Consider the following 17826-nt stretch of genomic DNA (forward strand, 5'->3'; position numbering starts at 1 on the left):
GTCAGTTGAGCATCGCCCGTGCCGCGTCCGCCTGGTGGCGCACCCGGACCGCGGCCGGCTCGTCCACGGCGGCCACCACGTCGGCGTACGCGTCGAGTTCGGTGGCCCCACCCAGGAAGTCGCCGCGCTTGACCAGGAGCTGGGCGCGCTCGTAGCGAAGCCGCGCCGGGTGCGCGGGCAGCAGGAGGGACAGCTCGACGGCCCACAGCGACACGTCGGAGCGCTCCGGACGGGGGGCCGCCCAGGCCCGGATGTTGTTCAGGACACGCAGGACGACGTCGAGCGGGTCGGCGGGGGAGAGCATCGACGGGTCGAGGGGCGCGCCGGTCGCCCCCGCGACGAGCAGCTCGGCGTCCGGGCCGGTCAGGACCCGGCCGCCGTCGAAGGGATCGGCGAGCACCTGCTGCTCGGCCGGCCCGAAGCCCACGACGAAGTGCCCGGGAAGGGCGACGCCGTACACCGGCGCGCCGGCCCGTCGCGCCACCTCCATCCACACCACGGAGAGCAGGATGGGCAGCCCGCGGTGCCGCGTCAGCACCTCGTGCAGCAGTGAGGACTCCAGCCGCTGGTAGTCGGCCGGCGAGCCGTGGAACCCGCAGCGCCCGCCGAGCAGTTCGGCGAGGGCGGCGGCCCAGGACCGCGGGCCGCCCGGGCGGAACGGCAGCAGTCCCGCCAGCCGGTCCAGCTCGATCTGCGCCGCGTCCGTCCCGGCCTCGTCGAGCGTCCCGTCGGCCGCCGCCCCGATCAGCAGGCACAGCATCGACAGGTCCGGCCGTTCGGTCCGGGCCTCCTCGGCGAAGAGCCGTCGCACCTGGGCGGCCCGCTCCGGTCCCGGTGGCTGTGGAGAGCAACGCATGCCGGACTCGTGCCCCCTCACGCCGATCGATACGGCTCGGCGGCGCCGAAACCGTGCCCGCCCGCTCCGGCGTCCGCGACCCGGCGGTAGTGGTGGTAGGAGTGGTGGGGCCCGAAGCCCATCCCGGTGTACAGCGCACGTGCGGCCGCGTTGTCTTCCTCCACCTGGAGCCAGGCGGCCGAGGCGCCCTCGTCCAGGGCCCGGCGGGCCAGGGCGGCCATCACGGCGGTGCCGAGGCCCCTGCGCCGGTGCGCCGGGTCGACCTCGACGGCGGCGAATCCGGCCCAGCGGCCGTCCACCACGCAGCGGCCGATCGCGGCGGGCGCCGGTCCCTCCTCGCCCGGCACTGTCGCGAACCATACGGAGGGCCCGCTGCCCAGCACCTTCAGCGCCACCTCGCCGAGGCCCTTGCGCTGGTAGCGGCCCAGCCAGGCTTCGTCGGCCGTACGCGAGAGCGTGACCCCCGGCGCGTCCCGGTCCCCGAGCGGCGCGAGCGAACCGATCCACAGGCCGGCCGTCACCTCACGGACCCAGCCGCGCTCCTCCAGGTCCGCGCACAGCAGCTCCTGCGTGCCCTCGGCCCCGGTCGCGGTCTGGACGTAGGCGGGCAGGCCACGGGCGGCGTACCAGGCGCTCGCGTACGCCAGCGCGTCGTCCAGCGGCATGCCGGGGTCCCCGAGGGGCAGCACGGAGTTGGCCCGCCGGGTGAACCCGGCGGCGGCGCGCAGCTCCCAACCGCTGAGCCGCTCGCTCTCCACCGGCCGCCAGGATCGCGCGGCGACGCGCGCCAGCTCCTCGTACGAGGCCGCGGGGCCCCGCCGACGCGCCGGGGCGGCCGGCACGACCTTGCCCGCGACCAGCGAGGATTCCGCGATCCGGACACGTTCGCCGGTCCGCCGTGTGATCAGCAGCACACCGTTGTCCCATGATGTGAGAACACCGACCGTGTCGGTGAACTTCTCTCCCGTGTCTCCATCGTCGCTCAAGCGTCGTACGGAGACACGTTTTCCCACGTCAGCAGCGGTGATACGGACCTCTAGGCGGCCGGACGACGAGATTTCCACAGGTCAGTTCACCCCTCCTGTTCGGATCATGCCCGAGAACGGAGATACTAGGGGCGGGCATCGACGACGCCGCGCTCCCGCGCGCCAGGCGGCGGAGCCTACGGAGGCCCGCCAGCGCCCTATCGAGGAGGAACGACAGCGTGACCTACGTCATCGCGCAGCCTTGTGTCGACGTCAAGGACAAGGCGTGCATCGAGGAGTGCCCGGTCGACTGCATCTACGAGGGCTCCCGGTCCTTGTACATCCACCCGGACGAATGCGTCGATTGTGGAGCCTGTGAGCCGGTGTGCCCGGTCGAGGCGATCTTCTACGAGGACGACACTCCCGAAGAGTGGAAGGACTACTACAAGGCGAACGTCGAGTTCTTCGACGAGCTCGGCTCGCCCGGCGGTGCCAGCAAGCTCGGTCTGATCGAGCGCGACCACCCCTTCGTCGCAGCGCTGCCGCCGCAGAACCAGTAAGCGGCTCGCACACACGCACCGCCTCGGTCCCGTACGGCCGGATCGTTCCGGTCGCCGTACGGGACCGAGGCGTTTGCCGTACCGGGCGCGTGCGCCGCGCGCGACGGGTACGGCCCGCGGCGAGCACCGCGAGTACCAGCGATACGTACGGGTCGTACGTACGAGAAAGTGAGCCCGATCCCGTGTCCGCAGTCTCCGACCGGCTTCCCACCTTTCCCTGGGACAAGCTGGAGCCCTACAAGGCGACGGCCGCCGCTCACCCGGGCGGCATCGTCGACCTGTCCGTCGGCACCCCGGTGGACCCGGTGCCCGAGCTGATCCAGAAGGCTCTGGTCGCCGCCGCGGACTCGCCGGGCTATCCCACCGTGTGGGGCACGCCCGAGCTGCGGGACGCGCTCACGGGCTGGGTGGAGCGACGCCTCGGGGCGCGGGACGTCACCCACCGCCACGTGCTGCCCGTCGTCGGCTCCAAGGAACTCGTCGCCTGGCTGCCGACGCAGCTGGGCCTCGGCCCCGGCGACAAGGTCGCCCACCCGCGCCTCGCGTACCCGACGTACGAGGTCGGGGCGCGGCTGGCCCGGGCCGAGCACGTCGTCTACGACGACCCCACCGAACTGGACCCGACGGGTCTGAAGCTGCTGTGGCTCAACTCGCCGTCGAACCCCACCGGCCGGGTCCTGCCCAAGGAGGAGCTGACCCGGATCGTCGCCTGGGCCCGCGAGCACGGTGTGCTGGTCTTCTCCGACGAGTGCTACATCGAGCTGGGCTGGGAGACGGACCCGGTCTCGGTACTGCACCCGGACGTGTGCGGCGGTTCCTACGAGGGGATCGTCTCGGTGCACTCCCTCTCGAAGCGCTCGAACCTGGCCGGCTACCGTGCCGCCTTCCTCGCGGGCGACCCCGCCGTCCTCGGCGAGCTCCTCCAGATCCGCAAGCACGGCGGCATGATGACGCCCGCGCCGACCCAGGCCGCGGTGGTCGCCGCCCTCTCGGACGACACCCACGTCCGCGAGCAGCGCGAGCGCTACGCCGCCCGGCGCACCGCGCTGCGTGACGCGCTGCTCGGCCACGGCTTCCGCATCGAGCACAGCGAGGCGAGCCTCTACCTCTGGGCCACCCGCGACGAGTCCTGCTGGGACACGGTGGCCCACCTGGCCGAGCTGGGCATCCTGGTCGCCCCCGGCGACTTCTACGGCACGGCGGGCGAGACGTTCGTGCGCGTGGCCCTGACGGCTTCGGACGAGCGGGTCGCCGCGGCGGTCCAGCGACTGTCCCGCCGGGCCTGAGCACGCGGCCGAGCAGCGCGGAGGGGTCCGAGGACAGCTCCCCGGACCCCTCCGTCGCACCGGTCCCCTGATCAGGCGTACCGGCCCCGTGGTCAGCCGAGCGGCAGCCCCTTCAGCGGCAGCCGGCCGGTCGGCAGCCCGCCCTTGGTCACCGAGTCCGTCGGCAGTCCGCCACCCGTCGCCGTCTTCGCGGTGTCGCCGAGCAGGCCGCCGGCCTGCCCCGCCGCGTGGCCGGCCACCTTCTGCGCGGCCGGCGTCGCCTTCTTGGCCACCTTCCCACCGGTCTTGCCCGCGGCGGGCACGGCCTTCTTGACCGTCTTGCCGCCGGTGTCGCCCGCGAGCCCGGTGACGTTCTGTGCCGCACCGTCGACGGTGTTGCCGACGCTCGCCCCGTCCAGGGCGGTCAGCCCGCCGAGGTCGGGGGTGGCCGGGAGTTCGGCCGCAGCGCTGGCGGAGCCGGCCGCACCGACCACGGGCGCCGCTCCCGCTGCGATGAGCAGCGCGGCACGGGCGATCCGGCGGGTCAGGGGGAGGGACATGATGCTCCTTAGACGGGAGAGAACGTGGAAGTGTCCACCCGAGCCCGGCAGTTGACCGGCTGGCTGCCGGTGATCGTTCTGGGCGTCGGACGCAGTGACTACCGCTCGAAACCCGCGAAGGTTGCGGTGCCCCGACGTAAAGAGTTGGCAATGCGTCGCATTATCGGCTGCGGATAAAAGCGGGCAAAAGGCATCCGGTCGGAAAGTCTGCTGAATCCTTACCGCCCTTTGTTCTCAAGGGATTCGACGGTGGCGGGGGTGACCGCGCGAAAACCTGCGCACATCGGCGGAGTCACGCGGAGCGAGTCCCCCGGACGGGTGAGGTGCCGTACTACTGCGCAGTGACGATCCGCACCTCGGAGGCGGCCTTCCCCGCGGCCGGGCTTCCCTGCGCACCCGTCGTGCGCCACTCGCCCTCGGTACTGCCGGCGGTCCACTCGCGCCCGGCGTACGACACCCGGTCGATGTGCAGCGCCGAGGAGTTCGCCACGGCCCAGTGCGCCAGCTCCCAGCCGCGCCGGGCGGCGTCCGTGCCGGAGGTGGTCCCCTCGCGCACGGGGACGGTCACGGTCCGGCTGCCGGCCGTCGCCGTAGCCGGCGCGGCGGCCGACGGCGCGGCGGAGGCACCCCCGGCGCCCACATCGGCACCCGCTTCCTGGAGCACATCGCGTCCGAAGTCCCGTACGAGCGCGGTCCGCACCGAGTCGGAGCCGCCCGCCTCGGTCGCGTCCGGGCGTCCCTCGCAGGTCAGCGTGGCCGCCGCGCGGCCGGTCAGGGCCGCGGCGAGCAGGGTGGCGTCCGGCTCGTGCTTCGCGTACGCCTGGGGATAGCCGCTGCGCTGCACCCGCTGCGCGGCGACGGTGAGCGGCAGCCGCGAATAGCCCGGCACCTTCGCCAGGTGCTCGTAGAAGATCCCCGCCGAGTACGTCGGGTCCATGATCTGCTTCGTCGTGCCCCAGCCCTGCGAGGGCCGCTGCTGGAACAGGCCGAGCGAGTCCCGGTCGCCGTGGGTGATGTTGCGCAGGCCGGACTCCTGGAGCGCCGTCGCCAGGGCGATCGTCACCGCGCGCTCGGGCATGCCCCGGGAGGTGCCCACCGCGGAGATCGTCGCCGCGTTCGCCGCCTGCTCCGGGGTGAACTCGTACGAAGCGCCGTCGCCCTTTCCCGAGACGACCTCGCATCTCGGCGCGCCGGTGCCTCCCGTGAGGTATTGCACGGCGAGATAGCCCGCGAGCGCGAGCAGGACCGCGACGGCCGCCCCGGAACGGAGGAGACGGCCGCGCCGGACGGGTGCGGGGGACGGCACTGACACGACGTACAAGGTACTGGAGGGGCCTGCCGGTGGTACCTGGGGTTGTGGACAACTTCTGAGCCGCCCGGGGCGACCGGCCGCCTCCGGCCGCGGAGCGGAGCCACGGACCGGAAACGCTAGGGTCGACGCCATGGCCGACACCCCGCTTGACCTCACCCTCGACGCCGCCCGGCTCACCGCCCAGCTCGTGGACCTCCCCTCGGAGAGCGGCAGCGAGAAGCCGCTCGCCGACGCGGTCGAGGCCGCTCTGCGCGCCCTGCCGCACCTGACGGTCGACCGGTACGGCAACAACGTCGTCGCGCGGACGAACCTGGGCCGCGCCGAGCGCGTGATCCTCGCCGGCCACATCGACACCGTGCCCATCGCCGACAACGTCCCCTCCCGCCTGGACGAGGACGGCGTGCTGTGGGGCTGCGGCACCTGCGACATGAAGTCGGGCGTCGCCGTCCAGCTCCGCATCGCGGCCACCGTTCCCGCCCCCAACCGCGACCTCACCTTCGTCTTCTACGACAACGAAGAGGTCGCGGCGGACCTGAACGGTCTGAAGCATGTGGCGGAGGCCCACCCCGACTGGCTGGAGGGCGACTTCGCCGTCCTGCTGGAGCCCTCGGACGGCCAGGTCGAGGGCGGCTGCCAGGGCACGCTGCGGGTGCTGCTCAGGACGACGGGCGAGCGCGCCCACTCCGCCCGCAGCTGGATGGGCTCGAACGCGATCCACTCGGCCGCCCCGATCCTGGCCCGGCTCGCCGAGTACCGGCCCCGCTACCCCGTCATCGACGGCCTCGAGTACCGCGAGGGCCTGAACGCGGTGGCCGTCTCCGGCGGCGTCGCCGGCAACGTCATCCCCGACGAGTGCGTGGTGACCGTCAATTTCCGCTACGCGCCCGACCGCACCGAGGAGGAGGCCGTCGCCCACGTCCGTGAGGTCTTCGCGGACTGCGGGGTCGAGGAGTTCGTCGTCGACGACCACAGTGGCGCCGCCCTCCCCGGGCTCTCCCACCCGGCCGCCGCCGCGTTCATCGAGGCGGTCGGCGGGACCCCGCAGCCGAAGTACGGCTGGACGGACGTCTCCCGTTTCAGCGCCCTCGGCGTCCCCGCGGTGAACTACGGTCCGGGCAACCCGCACTTGGCGCACAAGCGTGACGAAAGGGTCGAAACCGTCAAGATCCTTGCGGGCGAGGAGCGGTTGAGGGCCTGGCTCACCGCCTGAGCCCTATCCGCCGGCGGTTCATGGCGGACATGCTCGCGTCCCCCCTCCGTAACCGGCGTGGATCTACGCTGGGGCGGAACGGCCTTCCCCGGTCCCCGGCTTGGACCGGGCCGGGTAAGACCCCGATGCGGAGGGAGCGGACATGGCTACTGGCAACCCCGAGGGCAAGAAGCGGCCACCGGAGGAGCAGCGGCTGGGACCGGTGCTGCGCAGGCGGGACCAGGTGCAGGCGAGCACCACGGACCAGCGGCTGCTCGACGCGGGCGGTCCGTCCGACTGGGTGCACACCGACCCCTGGCGGGTGCTGCGCATCCAGTCGGAGTTCATCGAAGGCTTCGGCACGCTGGCGGAACTCCCGCCCGCCATCAGCGTGTTCGGTTCGGCCCGCACAGCGGTGGACTCGCCCGAGTACGAGACGGGCGTCGCCCTCGGCCGCGGCCTGGTCGAGGCCGGCTTCGCCGTGATCACCGGCGGCGGCCCGGGTGCCATGGAGGCCGCCAACAAGGGTGCCTGCGAGGCGAAGGGCATCTCCGTCGGCCTCGGCATCGAGCTCCCCTTCGAACAGGGCCTCAACCCCTACGTCGACATCGGCCTCAACTTCCGGTACTTCTTCGTCCGCAAGATGATGTTCGTCAAGTACGCCCAGGGGTTCGTGGTGCTGCCCGGCGGCCTCGGCACCCTCGACGAACTCTTCGAGGCCCTCACCCTCGTCCAGACCCAGAAGGTCACCCGCTTCCCGATCGTCCTGTTCGGCACGGCCTACTGGGGCGGCCTCGTCGACTGGCTCAAGAACACCCTCATCGCGCAGGGCAAGGCCACGGAGAAGGACCTGATGCTCTTCCACCTCACGGACGACGTGGAAGAGGCGGTGGCCCTGGTGTCGAAGGAGGCGGGCAGGTAGCTCCCGCGGGCGGCGTGGGGGCGAGCGCCCCTACGCCAGCCCCCGCCGGGCGACCGCCGGAGCCCGGTGCCCCGCGATGGACGCCACCATGTCCAGCACCTGCCGGGTCTCCGCGACCTCGTGGACGCGGTACACCTGGGCACCCAGCCACGCCGACACGGCGGTGGTGGCCAGCGTCCCGAGCATCCGCTCCTTCACCGGCTTGTCGAGCGTCTCCCCGACGAAGTCCTTGTTGGACAGGGAGACCAGCACCGGCCACCCCGTACCGGTCATCTCGCCCAGCCGCCGGGTCGCCTCCAGGCTGTGCCGGGTGTTCTTGCCGAAGTCGTGCCCCGGGTCGATGAGGACGGACTCCCGCGGCACCCCCAGCTCCACCGCCCGCTCGGCGAGCCCCACGGTCACGCGCAGGATGTCGGCCATGACGTCGTCGTACGCGACCCGGTGCGGACGCGTACGCGGCTCGGCCCCGCCGGCGTGGGTGCACACCAGCCCCACCCCGTACCGCGCGGCCACCTCCGCCAGCCGCGGATCGACCCCGCCCCACGCGTCGTTCAGCAGGTCCGCCCCCGCCTCGCAGACCGCCTCACCCACCTCGTGCCGCCAGGTGTCGACGCTGATGACCACGTCCGGGAAGCGCCGGCGGACCTCGGCCACGAAACCGACCGTGCGCCGCGCCTCCTCCTCGGCCGTGACCTCCTCGCCCGGACCGGCCTTGACCCCGCCGATGTCGATGATCGCGGCGCCCTCGGCCACCGCCTGCTCCACGCGCGCGAGTGCCGGTTCGTCGCGGAAGGTGGCTCCCTGGTCGTAGAAGGAGTCCGGGGTCCGGTTCACGATCGCCATGATCACCGGCTCGTGCGTGCCGAATTCACGCCTGCCCAGCCTGAGCATCCCCTGTGACCTCTCCCAGTAAGTTCCGCCGATGAGCCGCCTGCGACCCTAACTGTCAGACTCGCATGGCACGATCTGACCCTGACAGTTTCAGCTTCCGTACTTCCGCGCCGGCGCGCCCGTGCCGGCACCAGAGCGTGGGGACCTCAGCGATGTACATGTTCTTGTTCCTGGTCGTCGCGCTCGCCGTCGTGGTCGCCGCCGTGACCCTGTCCGTCGTGGGCGGCGGCGAGAGCGCGCCCCTTCCCGAGGCCACGCCCGAACTGCTCGCCGACCCGCTGCCCCAGGACCGGCCGGTGAACCGCACCGACGTGGACGCGCTGCGCTTCCCCGTCGCCCTGCGCGGTTACCGCATGGCCGACGTCGACGACGCGCTCGTCCGCCTCGGCGCCGAGATCTCCGAGCGGGACTCCCGCATCGCCGACCTGGAGTCCGCGCTCGCCGGCGCCCGCGCGACCCCCGGCCCCTCGCTGCACAAGGACACCGAGGAGGACTCCCGGTGAGCGACGCACTCGCGGGCCCCGACGGAGCCCTGCGCTGCCCCTGGGCCCTGTCGACCGAGGACTACGTCGCCTACCACGACGACGAGTGGGGCCGCCCCGTCCACGGCGACGACGCGCTGTACGAGCGGCTGTGCCTGGAGGCCTTCCAGTCCGGCCTGTCCTGGATCACCATCCTGCGCCGCCGCCCCGGCTTCCGGGCCGCCTTCGCCGGTTTCGAGATCGCCGAGGTCGCGACGTTCACGGATGCCGACAAGGAGCGCCTCCTCGCCGACCCCGGCATCATCCGCAACCGCGCCAAGATCGAGGCGACAGTGGCCAACGCGCGCGTGCTGGCCGACTGGGCGGCGGGCGAGCTGGACGAGCTGATCTGGTCGTTCGCCCCGGACCCGGCCTCTCGCCCGGCCCCGACGACCCTGGCCGACGTGCCGGCCGTCACCGACGAGTCGACCGCCCTGTCCAAGGCACTCAAGAAGCGCGGCATACGGTTCGTCGGCCCGACCACGGCCTACGCGCTGATGCAGGCCTGCGGCCTGGTGAACGACCACCTGGCGGACTGCGCCGCCCGCTAGGCCCGCCCGGCACCGCGCGGATCCGGGAAAAGCGCCGGACGGACGACCGCTGTGCGGGCACCACGGCCGGCCGTGCCGGCCGGCGGCCCCGCGCACGATCACCGGCCCAGGTACTTGGGCTTCTCCTTGTTCACGAAGGCCTGCACGGCGATCGTGTGGTCCTCCGAGGCACCGGCCCGGCCCTGGAGTTCGTCCTCCCTCTCCAGCGCCTCGTCCAGGGAGTGGGTCGAGCCGAAGGCGAGGGACTCCTTGAGCGCGGCATAGGCGAGGGTCGGGCCCTCGGCCAGCGCCCGGGCCACCTTCTCCGCCTCGGTCCGCAGGTCCGCCGCGGGCACGACGCGGTTCGCGATGCCCAGTTCGTACGCCTCCTGTGCGGTGATGCTGCGCGGGAAGAGCAGCAGGTCGGCGGCGCGGCTCGGGCCGATGACCCGGGGCAGCGTCCAGGACATGCCCGAGTCGGCGGTCAGCGCGACCCCTGCGAAGGACGTGTTGAAGGCCGCGGTGTCGGCGACGACCCGGTAGTCCGCGGCCAGCGCGAAGCCGAAGCCGGCCCCGGCCGCGACGCCGTTCACGCCGGCGACCACGGGCTTCGCGGCACCCGTCAGGGCCCGGACGATGGGGTTGTAGTGCTCGCGCACGGTACTCATCGTCTGCCCCGACCCCGATCGCTTGTCGGCGGCCAGCAGACCGATGTGCTCCTTGAGGTCCTGCCCGACGCAGAACGCCCGGTCACCGGCTGCGGTCAGCAGGATCGCCCGCACACCCGCGTCCGCCGCCGCGGCCTGTGCCGCGTCCCGGAGGGCGACCTTGGTCTCGACGTTCATGGCGTTCATCGCCTCGGGACGGTTCAGCGTGATCGTCGCGAGTCCGTCGCTCACCTCGTAGAGCACGGTGTCGGCCATGATGGGTCCCCTCGGGTGTCGCAGCTCGGTCGTACCGGTCGGTACGTCGTGTGTCCGATGACAGCATGGCGGAGATCACCGACGGTGGCGCGGACCGGACATGTGACCTGCGTCAAAGAATTCCGAGCGGCGAAAGTCCATGCGGCGGCGCAGTATCGCAGGCACATCCCCGAATTGAGTGGTTTTGGTCGAGCGCGTTGCGCAAGCGATGCCGACTGATGTTGGTCATCGGGTCCTGAGATGCGGGATAATGGCCTGGAAGCAATGTGTTCGATGCCGGTGACGTGTGTCCGATGAGAGGACGTGCGTGCCCTCCATGGGGCCGTCGGCGACGATGAGCTGGTTTCAGGAAGGGGAACGAGCATGGCGGCCATGAAGCCGCGGACGGGCGATGGCCCGCTCGAGGTGACCAAGGAGGGGCGGGGCATCGTCATGCGCGTTCCGCTCGAAGGCGGCGGTCGGCTCGTCGTCGAGCTGACCCCTGACGAGGCCGACGCGCTGGGCGACGCCCTCAAGAAGGTCGTCGGCTGACGCGGAAAGCGACCATACCTGTTCGACTTCCCCGGCATCGTACGCGGTGCCGGGGAAGTCGTCTTTGAGGAGCGCGGGCTGACGTGTCGCGCCCGCTGGACCGGCGTTCTGCCAGGTCGGCGGGGTGGCGGCTGGTCCATGAGCGAGTCCTGCGCGCAGACCGGTCCGGGTGGTCCGCTCCGTCTGGAGGAGCCCGGCCGCGTCGGCCCCTCGCCTGCCGGGCCGACGCTGCGCCCGTGATGATCCGCCTGGTGGCCTGGTGGCCTGGTGGCCTGGTGGCCTGGTGGCCCGGTGGCCCGGTGACGCCGGTCCGGTCAGCGCTTGACCGCGCAGAGGAGCCCGTCGCCCACCGGCAGCAGCGACGGCACCAGGTCCTGGCTCTCGCGCACCGCGCGCAGCAGCTCGCGCAGCCTGCCGACCTCCGCGGGCTGTGGCCCCGAGTCCACCGTGCGGCCGTCCGCGAAGACGCCCTCGAAGACGACGAGCCCGCCCGGCCGCAGCAGGCGCAACGATTCAGCGAGATAGTCCAGGCACTCCAGACGGTCCCCGTCGCAGAAGACGAGGTCGTACCCGGAGTCCGCCAGCCGGGGCAGCACGTCCAGCGCGCGGCCCGGGATGAAGCGGGCGCGGTTGCTCGCGAAACCGGCCGCGCGGAAGGCCTGCCGGGCGAACTGCTGGCGCTCCGGCTCAGGGTCCACCGTGGTCAGTACCCCGTCCGGCCGCATGCCGTGCAGCAGATGAATTCCGGAGACACCGGTCCCGGTCCCGATCTCCGCCACCGCTTTCGCGTCCACGGTGGCGGCGAGCAGACGCAGCGCGGCGCCGGTGCCGGGCGACACCGAGCGCAGCCCTGCCTCCCGAGCCCGGTCCCGGGCCCAGCGCAGCGCTTCGTCCTCGGCGACAAAGGCGTCGGCGAACGCCCAGCTCGTCTGCCGGTTGCCGGTAATGACCCTCTCCTGTCCCCGTGATTGCCTCGGCGTGACTGTATCCGTTGGTGCCGGGAACCCGCAGATGGGACCAGGCGTTTAAAGGGGTGGGGAAAAAGAGCGGGGGGAAACGTATGGACCAGGACGCGGAGCGGGACGACGAGCAGGTGCCGACGCGCTCGTATGAGCGCGCATCAAATTCTCGTAAAACCGCTTATCCGGAGCTAACGGGCGAGGTGGCTATGGTAGGGGCTCCACTGGACACCACCAGAGCCGACAGGGGAGGTGCGGCTGCGCCCGTGGATCGGGGAGGGGTGCTGCGGCGCCTACTCAGACCGGCGGGTGAGCCGAAATCCGTGACCGACATCGCTGACACGTTCCATGCTGCCCCGGCGCAGACCGCGACGTTCACCACCGACGCGGAGTCGCAGGCGTGGACTCCGCCCACCTGGGAGGAGATCGTCAGCACGCACAGCGGCCGGGTCTACCGCCTCGCCTACCGTCTGACGGGCAACCAGCACGACGCCGAGGACCTCACCCAGGAAGTCTTCGTCCGCGTCTTCCGCTCGCTGTCCACGTACACGCCCGGCACCTTCGAGGGCTGGCTGCACCGCATCACCACGAATCTCTTCCTCGACATGGTGCGCCGCAAGCAGCGCATCCGCTTCGACGCCCTCGGCGACGACGCGGCCGAGCGCCTGCCCAGCCGCGAGCCGTCCCCGCAGCAGGTCTTCAACGACGCGCACTTCGACGCCGACGTCCAGCAGGCGCTGGACACCCTCGCGCCCGAGTTCCGCGCCGCCGTCGTCCTGTGCGACATCGAGGGCCTGTCGTACGAGGAGATCGCCGCGACCCTGGGCGTCAAGCTCGGCACGGTCCGCAGCCGGATCCACCGCGGCCGCTCGCAGCTGCGCAAGGCCCTGGCCCACCGCTCTCCCGAGGCCCGCGCCGAGCGCCGCTCGTTCGTTGTGGCCGGAGTACCCGTGCTGGGAGGAGGGGGCGCGACCGCGTGAGTGGAACCCGGCCGAATTCAGCCGAGAGGCCCGTGGCTGAGCAGCATCTGGGAGACCGCCTCTCCGCCCTCGTGGACGGAGAGCTCGGTCATGAGTCGCGTGAGCGCGTCCTCGCCCACCTCGTCACCTGCGCGAAGTGCAAGGCGGAGGTGGACGCCCAGCGCCGACTGAAGAACGTGTTCGCGGAAGTCGCCCCACCACCGCCCTCCGAGAGCTTCCTCGCCCGCCTCCAGGGGCTTCCCGGGGGCGGCGACTCCGACAGCGCGTCACCGCTGGGGGGAGCCGGATTCGGCAGCGGCGGGCTGGCCGGAGGCACCGGCGTCACCGGACTCTTCGGAGTGCGGGGCGAGTCCTTCGGGTACGTCCCCGCCGGACCGCACGCCGGCGTCCTGCCCTCCTCCCCGGGGCGCGGCTTCCGCATCCATGACGTCAGCCGCCACGAGGCCGAGCGGTCGTCCTCGCGCAGCCGCCGGTTCGCCTTCGCCGCCGCCGGCGCGGTGTCGCTGGCCGCGGTCGCGCTGGGCGGGGTGACCACCGGCATGCCCGGGGACACCACGGACGCCCGGGGCGGGTCCGGGGCCGGCAGCAACGTGACGCCGTCCCGTTCGCAGACCGCGGGAGCCGCGACGACCCCCGAGTCGCAGCGCCGCCGGTCCGTCGGTCCCCTGCTCGCGCAGGGCCAGCGGATGTCCGGTGAGAGCCCTCTGGCGCCGACCGAGGTGTCCGCACCGCTGCTGCCCGGAGTCCCCGCTCCGGACCGCGGCCAGGACGCCGTGCACGCGCTGACGACACCGGTGATGGCCGGCGCCGCGGCCATGTCCCCGCTCATACGTCCGCTGACAGATGTCCAGCCGCTCACGCTGACCACATGGTCCGCGGTCCAGGAGCTCGCCACTCCGGGCCTGCTCGCCGCCCCCGCCGCCACGTCGTCCCCGTCCTTCTCCTCGTCCCCCACCTCCCCCTCCTCCCGTACCGCCCACTGACCCCGCCCTCTGCGCGGCAGCCCGCGAACCTGGTTGAATCCAGGGTGAGCCGCGCCCGCACGGGAGATCCGGGTGCGGAGCCGGCAATCTGTGGTGGCCCCAGGCCAGTTGTGCCGCGGGTCAGGTGTGGGGAGAGCATGGACGAGGGGAAGCCCACGAAGGCGAAGTGGTGGAGCAGGCCCCGGCCGCATGACGCTGGGCCCGGAACCACCACGGATCACCACCCGGAGCCCGGCCCTTCGGACGCCCTGCCCGCGCCCACGGTGCATCCGGCCCCTGACGCCGGCCTGTCCCGCGACACCGCGTCGGCGGGCCCGGATGACGTCCGCGCCGCCGAGGCGGCCGGTGCGGCGGGGGACGCGGTCCCGCCCGGCCTCGCTGCGGAAGCCGCCGTGCCTGCCGCTGCCCCTGCCGCGGGTTCCGCAGCACCCGGACCGGTGGGGGGTTCCGCCGTGCCGGGACCGGTGGTGGACGGTGCCATGGCCGGACCGGCCTCCGACGACCCTGCACCGGATGCCGTCGCGGGTGTTCCCGCTCAGCCCGGGGCGCCGGGCGTGGCCGCGGCGGGCCGGGACGACGCCCCGCTCGACACCGCCGACGACTACGAACTGGACCGTCCCAAGCCGCTGCACGACCCCGATCCGTACAGCACCCCGCCGTACGGCCGGCCCGGTCCCTGGGCGCCCGCTCCGCCGGTCCAGCACCCGGTGGCCACGCCCGCGCACGGCACGCACTTCCCCGCGGCGGCGCCCGTCCCGCAGGGAACGCCGGCCCATGGGGTGCCCGCACAGGCCGACGCGCACGCTCCCGGCCCGCACGTCCCGGCCGGTGCGCCTGCTCCGGGCCCGCACGTCCCGGCCGGTGCGCCCGCTCCGGGCTCGCACATCCCGACCGGTACGCCTGCACACGGCACACACCTGCCTGCGGGAGCACCCGTCCCGCACGGAACGCAGGGTCACTCCGCGCCGCCGGCCTCGTCGGTGGCCCCGTACGCGGGTGCCGGCCCCCAGGACGCCGCCCAGCCGGGTCAGGGGGCCGCCACGCACGTCCCCTGGCGGAACTACGACCCCTGGGCCGCCGCGGGAGCCCTCCAGCAGAACGGGGCCGCCGTGGCGACCGTGACGCAGCGGCGCAGACGGGTCAGGAAGGCGCTGGTGCTCGCTGCCGTGGCGCTCGCCCTCGCCTCCGGGGGCGTCGGAGGCGCCGTAGGGGCGTATCTGGAGCGCAACGGCGGCATGGGTGGCGTAGAGCTGCCGCAGGCGTCCAAGGAGGCGCCGGGACGGGCCCCGGACAGCGTGGCGGGGATCGCCGCGCACGCCCTGCCCAGCGTCGTCACCCTGCATGTGCGCGGTTCCGACGAGGAGGGCACCGGAACCGGCTTCGTGCTGGACGGCCAGGGCCACATCCTCACCAACAACCACGTGATCGAACCGGCGGGCAGCAGCGGTGAGATATCCGTGACGTTCAGCGGAGGCGAGAGCGCCGAGGCCGAGGTCGTCGGACACGACAGCGGCTACGACCTGGCGGTCGTCAAGGTCTCCGGCGTCAGCGGACTCGACCCCATGCCCCTGGGCAACTCCGACAACGTCCAGGTCGGCGACCCCGTCGTCGCCATCGGAGCGCCCTTCGACCTCGCCAACACCGTCACCTCCGGCATCATCAGCGCCAAGGAACGGCCGATCACCGCGGGCGGCGAGAAGGGCGACGGGAGCGACGTCTCGTACGTGGACGCCCTGCAGACCGACGCGCCGATCAACCCCGGCAACTCCGGAGGGCCGCTCCTCGACTCCAAGGCCCGCGTCATCGGCATCAACAGCGCCATCCGCTCCGCCGACAGCGGCTCCGACCCGGAGGACGGCCAGGCCGGCTCGATCGGACTGGGCTTCGCCATCCCCATCAACCAGGGCAAGCGTGTCGCCGAGGAGCTGATCAACACCGGCAAGGCCACGCATCCGGTGATCGGAGTCACACTCGACATGAACTACACGGGCGACGGCGCCCGGGTCGGCACGAAGGGCAACGGCGGTGGCCCGCCTCTCACCGAGGGCGGTCCCGGAGCGAAGGCCGGCATCGAGCCGGGCGACGTGATCACCGAGGTCGACGGCCGGCGTGTGCACTCCGGCGAGGAGCTCATCGTGAAGACACGGGCCCACCGGCCGGGCGACCGGCTCCAGCTGACCCTGCGGCGCGACGGCGCCGAGAAGAAGGTCACCCTGGTGCTCGGTTCCGCCGACGGGGACTGACACGAACGTCACAGCCGGAGGCAATCTCCCAGCTCCGAAGGGCAAACATCACGGAAAACCGGCCGTGTACACGAACTCGGAAGCCCCGGGACAGTTCCGGACGGACGGGGTCGACAGGTACCGTGGACCCGGCCCGGACCACGGAAGACCTGCCGAGGGCCGAGGACCGAGGACATCGCAAGGAGCATCAGGTGTTCAATGACATAGGACCGCTGGAGCTGGTGACGCTCGTCGTCCTCGCCGTGCTCGTCTTCGGTCCGGACAAGCTCCCGAAGATGATCCAGGACGTCACTCGGACGATCCGCAAGATCCGCGACTTCTCCGAGAGCGCCAAGGCGGACATCCGCGACGAACTCGGCCCGGAGTTCAAGGACTTCGAGTTCGAGGACCTCAACCCCAAGACGTTCATCCGCAAGCAGCTGGACAATGACGAGCTGGGGCTCAAGGAGATCCGCAACGGCTTCGACCTGAAGAAGGAGATGGCCGAGGTCACGGACGCCGTCCACGGCCGCGACTCCGACCACTCCTCGTCGTCCTCCGGTGGCGCGAGCGGTGGCTCCGTCGACATGACGAAGAAGCGCGAGAAGCTCGACCCGGACGAGCGCCCGCCCTACGACGCGGACGCCACCTGAGCCGTCACGGCGCCCTTTGACGAGCCGTACGCCCATGACGGGCCGTACGGCTCTTCGGTGGATCCCTGGGCCCCGCGGCCGGGCCGTACGGCCCCCGTGACCGGGCCCCTGAGGCCCGCTACCCGCGCTCGGCGCCCGGCCGCCCGTGCGTGGGCGTGCCCCGCGCGCCTGAATCAAGCACGTAAGCGGCTCACGCGCCGAGCGGTTTCCCTGCTGCTCCGATCGGGGTGGCTATGCTGCCGAGTTGTTGTGCGGACCGACAAGGACGCCCGAGGGGGGCGGGCCGCCCGGTCCGACGAGAGCGAGGAGGCGTCCGGCAGATGGAGACGACAAGTCGGGTAGGCGCGCAGGCGCCGGCCGCGGAGGGCGGACAACACGTCCCCTCCGCCCGGCGTACGGTCGACGGCTACCTGCTGGCGCCCTTCCCGTGGTACGGCCTCGACGAGGCGTTCACGGGCCCGCGCTGGCTGATGCAGGTCGGTACGTCGGCGGACGGTGCCGTCGAGCACGGTTCCATCGGGCACGGCGACGAGCCCACGGTGCGCGGTGAGTCGACGGAGGACAAGGAGCGCTTCGCCGTCGTCGTCACCGTCGCGGCCAGCCCCGACCGTCGCAGCGGGGACGGCACGGGGCTGCTGGAGGCCACCTCGGTGTCCTCCGCGGCCTGGCTGGCCGGTGTGGGGCTGCTGTCCTTCACCTGGCCCGGCCAGATGGACCACAGCCTGCGCGACAACTGGCTGGACCAGCAGACCGAGACCGCGTGGGTCCTGGCCGACGACCTGAACGGGTCCGACTGGTCCACGCTGTCCCTTCCCGTGGACGGCGTGCCGACGTCCTTCCACTACCGCGAGTCCGAGTTCGGCTGGGTGCTCGCGGGATCCACCCGGGAAGGCGTCCACGTGGGCGCCTACGGGCGGGGGATGAGTGCGTATGGGTTGGGGTTCGCGATGATCAAGGACATCGGCGCGTACGCCTAGCCGGCGGTTCTACGAGGAAGGGGGCGC

19 protein-coding genes are annotated in these 17826 nt (G+C 72.4%); 12 read left to right on the plus strand and 7 right to left on the minus strand.

Translation table 11 applies throughout. From position 1 onward, the window contains the following. Window position 1: 1 nt before the first annotated feature. Window positions 2–856 (minus strand): transglutaminase-like domain-containing protein, encoded by an 855-nt coding sequence (locus H305_RS0120105; RefSeq protein WP_037764704.1) that lies wholly within the window; start codon window positions 854–856, stop codon window positions 2–4. A gap of 17 nt (window positions 857–873) precedes the next feature. Further along, complete coding sequence (locus tag H305_RS46560) at window positions 874–1920, minus strand: GNAT family N-acetyltransferase (protein WP_051370772.1); 1047 nt, start codon at window positions 1918–1920, stop codon at window positions 874–876. A 140-nt stretch (window positions 1921–2060) separates the two neighbouring features. On the opposite strand from H305_RS46560, the gene fdxA reads away from it, so the two are divergent. Continuing rightward, the gene (gene fdxA, locus H305_RS0120115; RefSeq protein ID WP_019058397.1) at window positions 2061–2381 is read left to right on the plus strand and encodes a ferredoxin; all 321 of its coding nucleotides are present in this window, start codon (window positions 2061–2063) and stop codon (window positions 2379–2381) included. A 182-nt stretch (window positions 2382–2563) separates the two neighbouring features. Then, on the plus strand, window positions 2564–3667 hold the full coding sequence (locus H305_RS0120120) for a bifunctional succinyldiaminopimelate transaminase/glutamate-prephenate aminotransferase (protein ID WP_028801962.1): 1104 nt from the start codon (window positions 2564–2566) through the stop codon (window positions 3665–3667). 92 nt (window positions 3668–3759) lie between these two features. Here the strand turns inward: H305_RS0120120 and H305_RS0120125 are convergent, their stop codons facing one another. Then, window positions 3760–4206: a hypothetical protein gene (locus H305_RS0120125; protein ID WP_028801963.1), complete on the minus strand. Its 447-nt coding sequence runs from the start codon at window positions 4204–4206 to the stop codon at window positions 3760–3762. A gap of 331 nt (window positions 4207–4537) precedes the next feature. Continuing rightward, complete coding sequence (locus tag H305_RS0120130) at window positions 4538–5518, minus strand: hypothetical protein (RefSeq protein WP_037764773.1); 981 nt, start codon at window positions 5516–5518, stop codon at window positions 4538–4540. Window positions 5519–5648: 130 nt separating this feature from the next. On the opposite strand from H305_RS0120130, the gene dapE reads away from it, so the two are divergent. Then, a complete protein-coding gene (gene dapE, locus H305_RS0120135) occupies window positions 5649–6728 on the plus strand; it encodes a succinyl-diaminopimelate desuccinylase (protein WP_028801965.1) in 1080 nt (359 codons plus the stop codon). 142 nt (window positions 6729–6870) lie between these two features. Beyond that, window positions 6871–7629 (plus strand): TIGR00730 family Rossman fold protein, encoded by a 759-nt coding sequence (locus H305_RS0120140; RefSeq protein ID WP_028801966.1) that lies wholly within the window; start codon window positions 6871–6873, stop codon window positions 7627–7629. A gap of 30 nt (window positions 7630–7659) precedes the next feature. Here H305_RS0120140 and folP read toward each other — a convergent pair whose 3' ends face one another. After that, window positions 7660–8520, minus strand: a complete 861-nt coding sequence (gene folP / locus H305_RS0120145; RefSeq protein WP_028801967.1) for a dihydropteroate synthase — start codon at window positions 8518–8520, stop codon at window positions 7660–7662. Window positions 8521–8672: 152 nt separating this feature from the next. Here folP and H305_RS0120150 point away from each other — a divergent pair, with 152 nt between their 5' ends. Both H305_RS0120150 and H305_RS0120155 read left to right on the plus strand, forming a co-directional pair. Beyond that, window positions 8673–9023, plus strand: coding sequence for a DivIVA domain-containing protein (locus tag H305_RS0120150; RefSeq protein ID WP_028801968.1), 351 nt, complete (start codon window positions 8673–8675; stop codon window positions 9021–9023). Further along, window positions 9020–9592, plus strand: a complete 573-nt coding sequence (locus H305_RS0120155) for a DNA-3-methyladenine glycosylase I (protein WP_028801969.1) — start codon at window positions 9020–9022, stop codon at window positions 9590–9592. Before H305_RS0120150 ends, H305_RS0120155 begins: the two co-directional genes overlap by 4 nt. Window positions 9593–9690: 98 nt before the next feature. Here the strand turns inward: H305_RS0120155 and H305_RS0120160 are convergent, their stop codons facing one another. Next, window positions 9691–10494 (minus strand): enoyl-CoA hydratase/isomerase family protein, encoded by an 804-nt coding sequence (locus H305_RS0120160; protein WP_028801970.1) that lies wholly within the window; start codon window positions 10492–10494, stop codon window positions 9691–9693. Window positions 10495–10857: 363 nt separating this feature from the next. Between H305_RS0120160 and H305_RS50800 the strand changes: the two genes are divergently transcribed. Next, a complete protein-coding gene (locus H305_RS50800) occupies window positions 10858–11025 on the plus strand; it encodes a DUF3117 domain-containing protein (protein WP_003966491.1) in 168 nt (55 codons plus the stop codon). Window positions 11026–11339: 314 nt separating this feature from the next. On the opposite strand, the gene H305_RS0120170 is transcribed toward H305_RS50800, so the two are convergent. Continuing rightward, window positions 11340–12038 (minus strand): O-methyltransferase, encoded by a 699-nt coding sequence (locus H305_RS0120170; protein ID WP_078629139.1) that lies wholly within the window; start codon window positions 12036–12038, stop codon window positions 11340–11342. A gap of 227 nt (window positions 12039–12265) precedes the next feature. Between H305_RS0120170 and sigE the strand changes: the two genes are divergently transcribed. From sigE to H305_RS0120195, 5 genes are all read left to right on the plus strand, one after another. Then, window positions 12266–12964 carry an RNA polymerase sigma factor SigE gene (sigE, locus tag H305_RS0120175; protein ID WP_051370776.1) on the plus strand — a complete coding sequence of 233 codons (699 nt, stop codon included), beginning with the start codon at window positions 12266–12268 and terminating at the stop codon, window positions 12962–12964. Beyond that, entirely contained in the window at window positions 12961–13947 is a 987-nt protein-coding gene (locus tag H305_RS0120180) for an anti-sigma factor family protein (protein ID WP_028801973.1), read from the plus strand. Before sigE ends, H305_RS0120180 begins: the two co-directional genes overlap by 4 nt. A gap of 479 nt (window positions 13948–14426) precedes the next feature. Beyond that, window positions 14427–16190, plus strand: coding sequence for a trypsin-like peptidase domain-containing protein (locus H305_RS0120185; protein ID WP_420708100.1), 1764 nt, complete (start codon window positions 14427–14429; stop codon window positions 16188–16190). 191 nt (window positions 16191–16381) lie between these two features. Further along, window positions 16382–16822 carry a sec-independent translocase gene (locus tag H305_RS0120190; RefSeq protein ID WP_028801975.1) on the plus strand — a complete coding sequence of 147 codons (441 nt, stop codon included), beginning with the start codon at window positions 16382–16384 and terminating at the stop codon, window positions 16820–16822. A gap of 320 nt (window positions 16823–17142) precedes the next feature. Continuing rightward, on the plus strand, window positions 17143–17799 hold the full coding sequence (locus H305_RS0120195) for a hypothetical protein (protein ID WP_028801976.1): 657 nt from the start codon (window positions 17143–17145) through the stop codon (window positions 17797–17799). Window positions 17800–17826: the final 27 nt, after the last annotated feature.

It is taken from the genome of Streptomyces sp. 142MFCol3.1, assembly GCF_000424945.1.
Taxonomy (GTDB): Bacteria; Actinomycetota; Actinomycetes; order Streptomycetales; family Streptomycetaceae; genus Streptomyces; species Streptomyces siamensis.

Excerpts from the sequence above, each read along its gene's own strand:
- dapE (WP_028801965.1), top strand. The coding sequence starts at position 5,649 with ATGGCCGACACCCCGCTTGACCTCACCCTCGACGCCGCCCGGCTCACC.
- H305_RS50800 (WP_003966491.1), top strand. The coding sequence starts at position 10,858 with ATGGCGGCCATGAAGCCGCGGACGGGCGATGGCCCGCTCGAGGTGACC.
- H305_RS0120140 (WP_028801966.1), top strand. The coding sequence starts at position 6,871 with ATGGCTACTGGCAACCCCGAGGGCAAGAAGCGGCCACCGGAGGAGCAG.
- H305_RS0120185 (WP_420708100.1), top strand. The coding sequence starts at position 14,427 with ATGGCCGGACCGGCCTCCGACGACCCTGCACCGGATGCCGTCGCGGGT.
- H305_RS0120160 (WP_028801970.1), bottom strand. The coding sequence starts at position 10,494 with ATGGCCGACACCGTGCTCTACGAGGTGAGCGACGGACTCGCGACGATC.
- H305_RS0120125 (WP_028801963.1), bottom strand. The coding sequence starts at position 4,206 with ATGTCCCTCCCCCTGACCCGCCGGATCGCCCGTGCCGCGCTGCTCATC.
- H305_RS0120195 (WP_028801976.1), top strand. The coding sequence starts at position 17,143 with ATGGAGACGACAAGTCGGGTAGGCGCGCAGGCGCCGGCCGCGGAGGGC.
- folP (WP_028801967.1), bottom strand. The coding sequence starts at position 8,520 with ATGCTCAGGCTGGGCAGGCGTGAATTCGGCACGCACGAGCCGGTGATC.
- H305_RS0120150 (WP_028801968.1), top strand. The coding sequence starts at position 8,673 with ATGTACATGTTCTTGTTCCTGGTCGTCGCGCTCGCCGTCGTGGTCGCC.
- H305_RS0120105 (WP_037764704.1), bottom strand. The coding sequence starts at position 856 with ATGCGTTGCTCTCCACAGCCACCGGGACCGGAGCGGGCCGCCCAGGTG.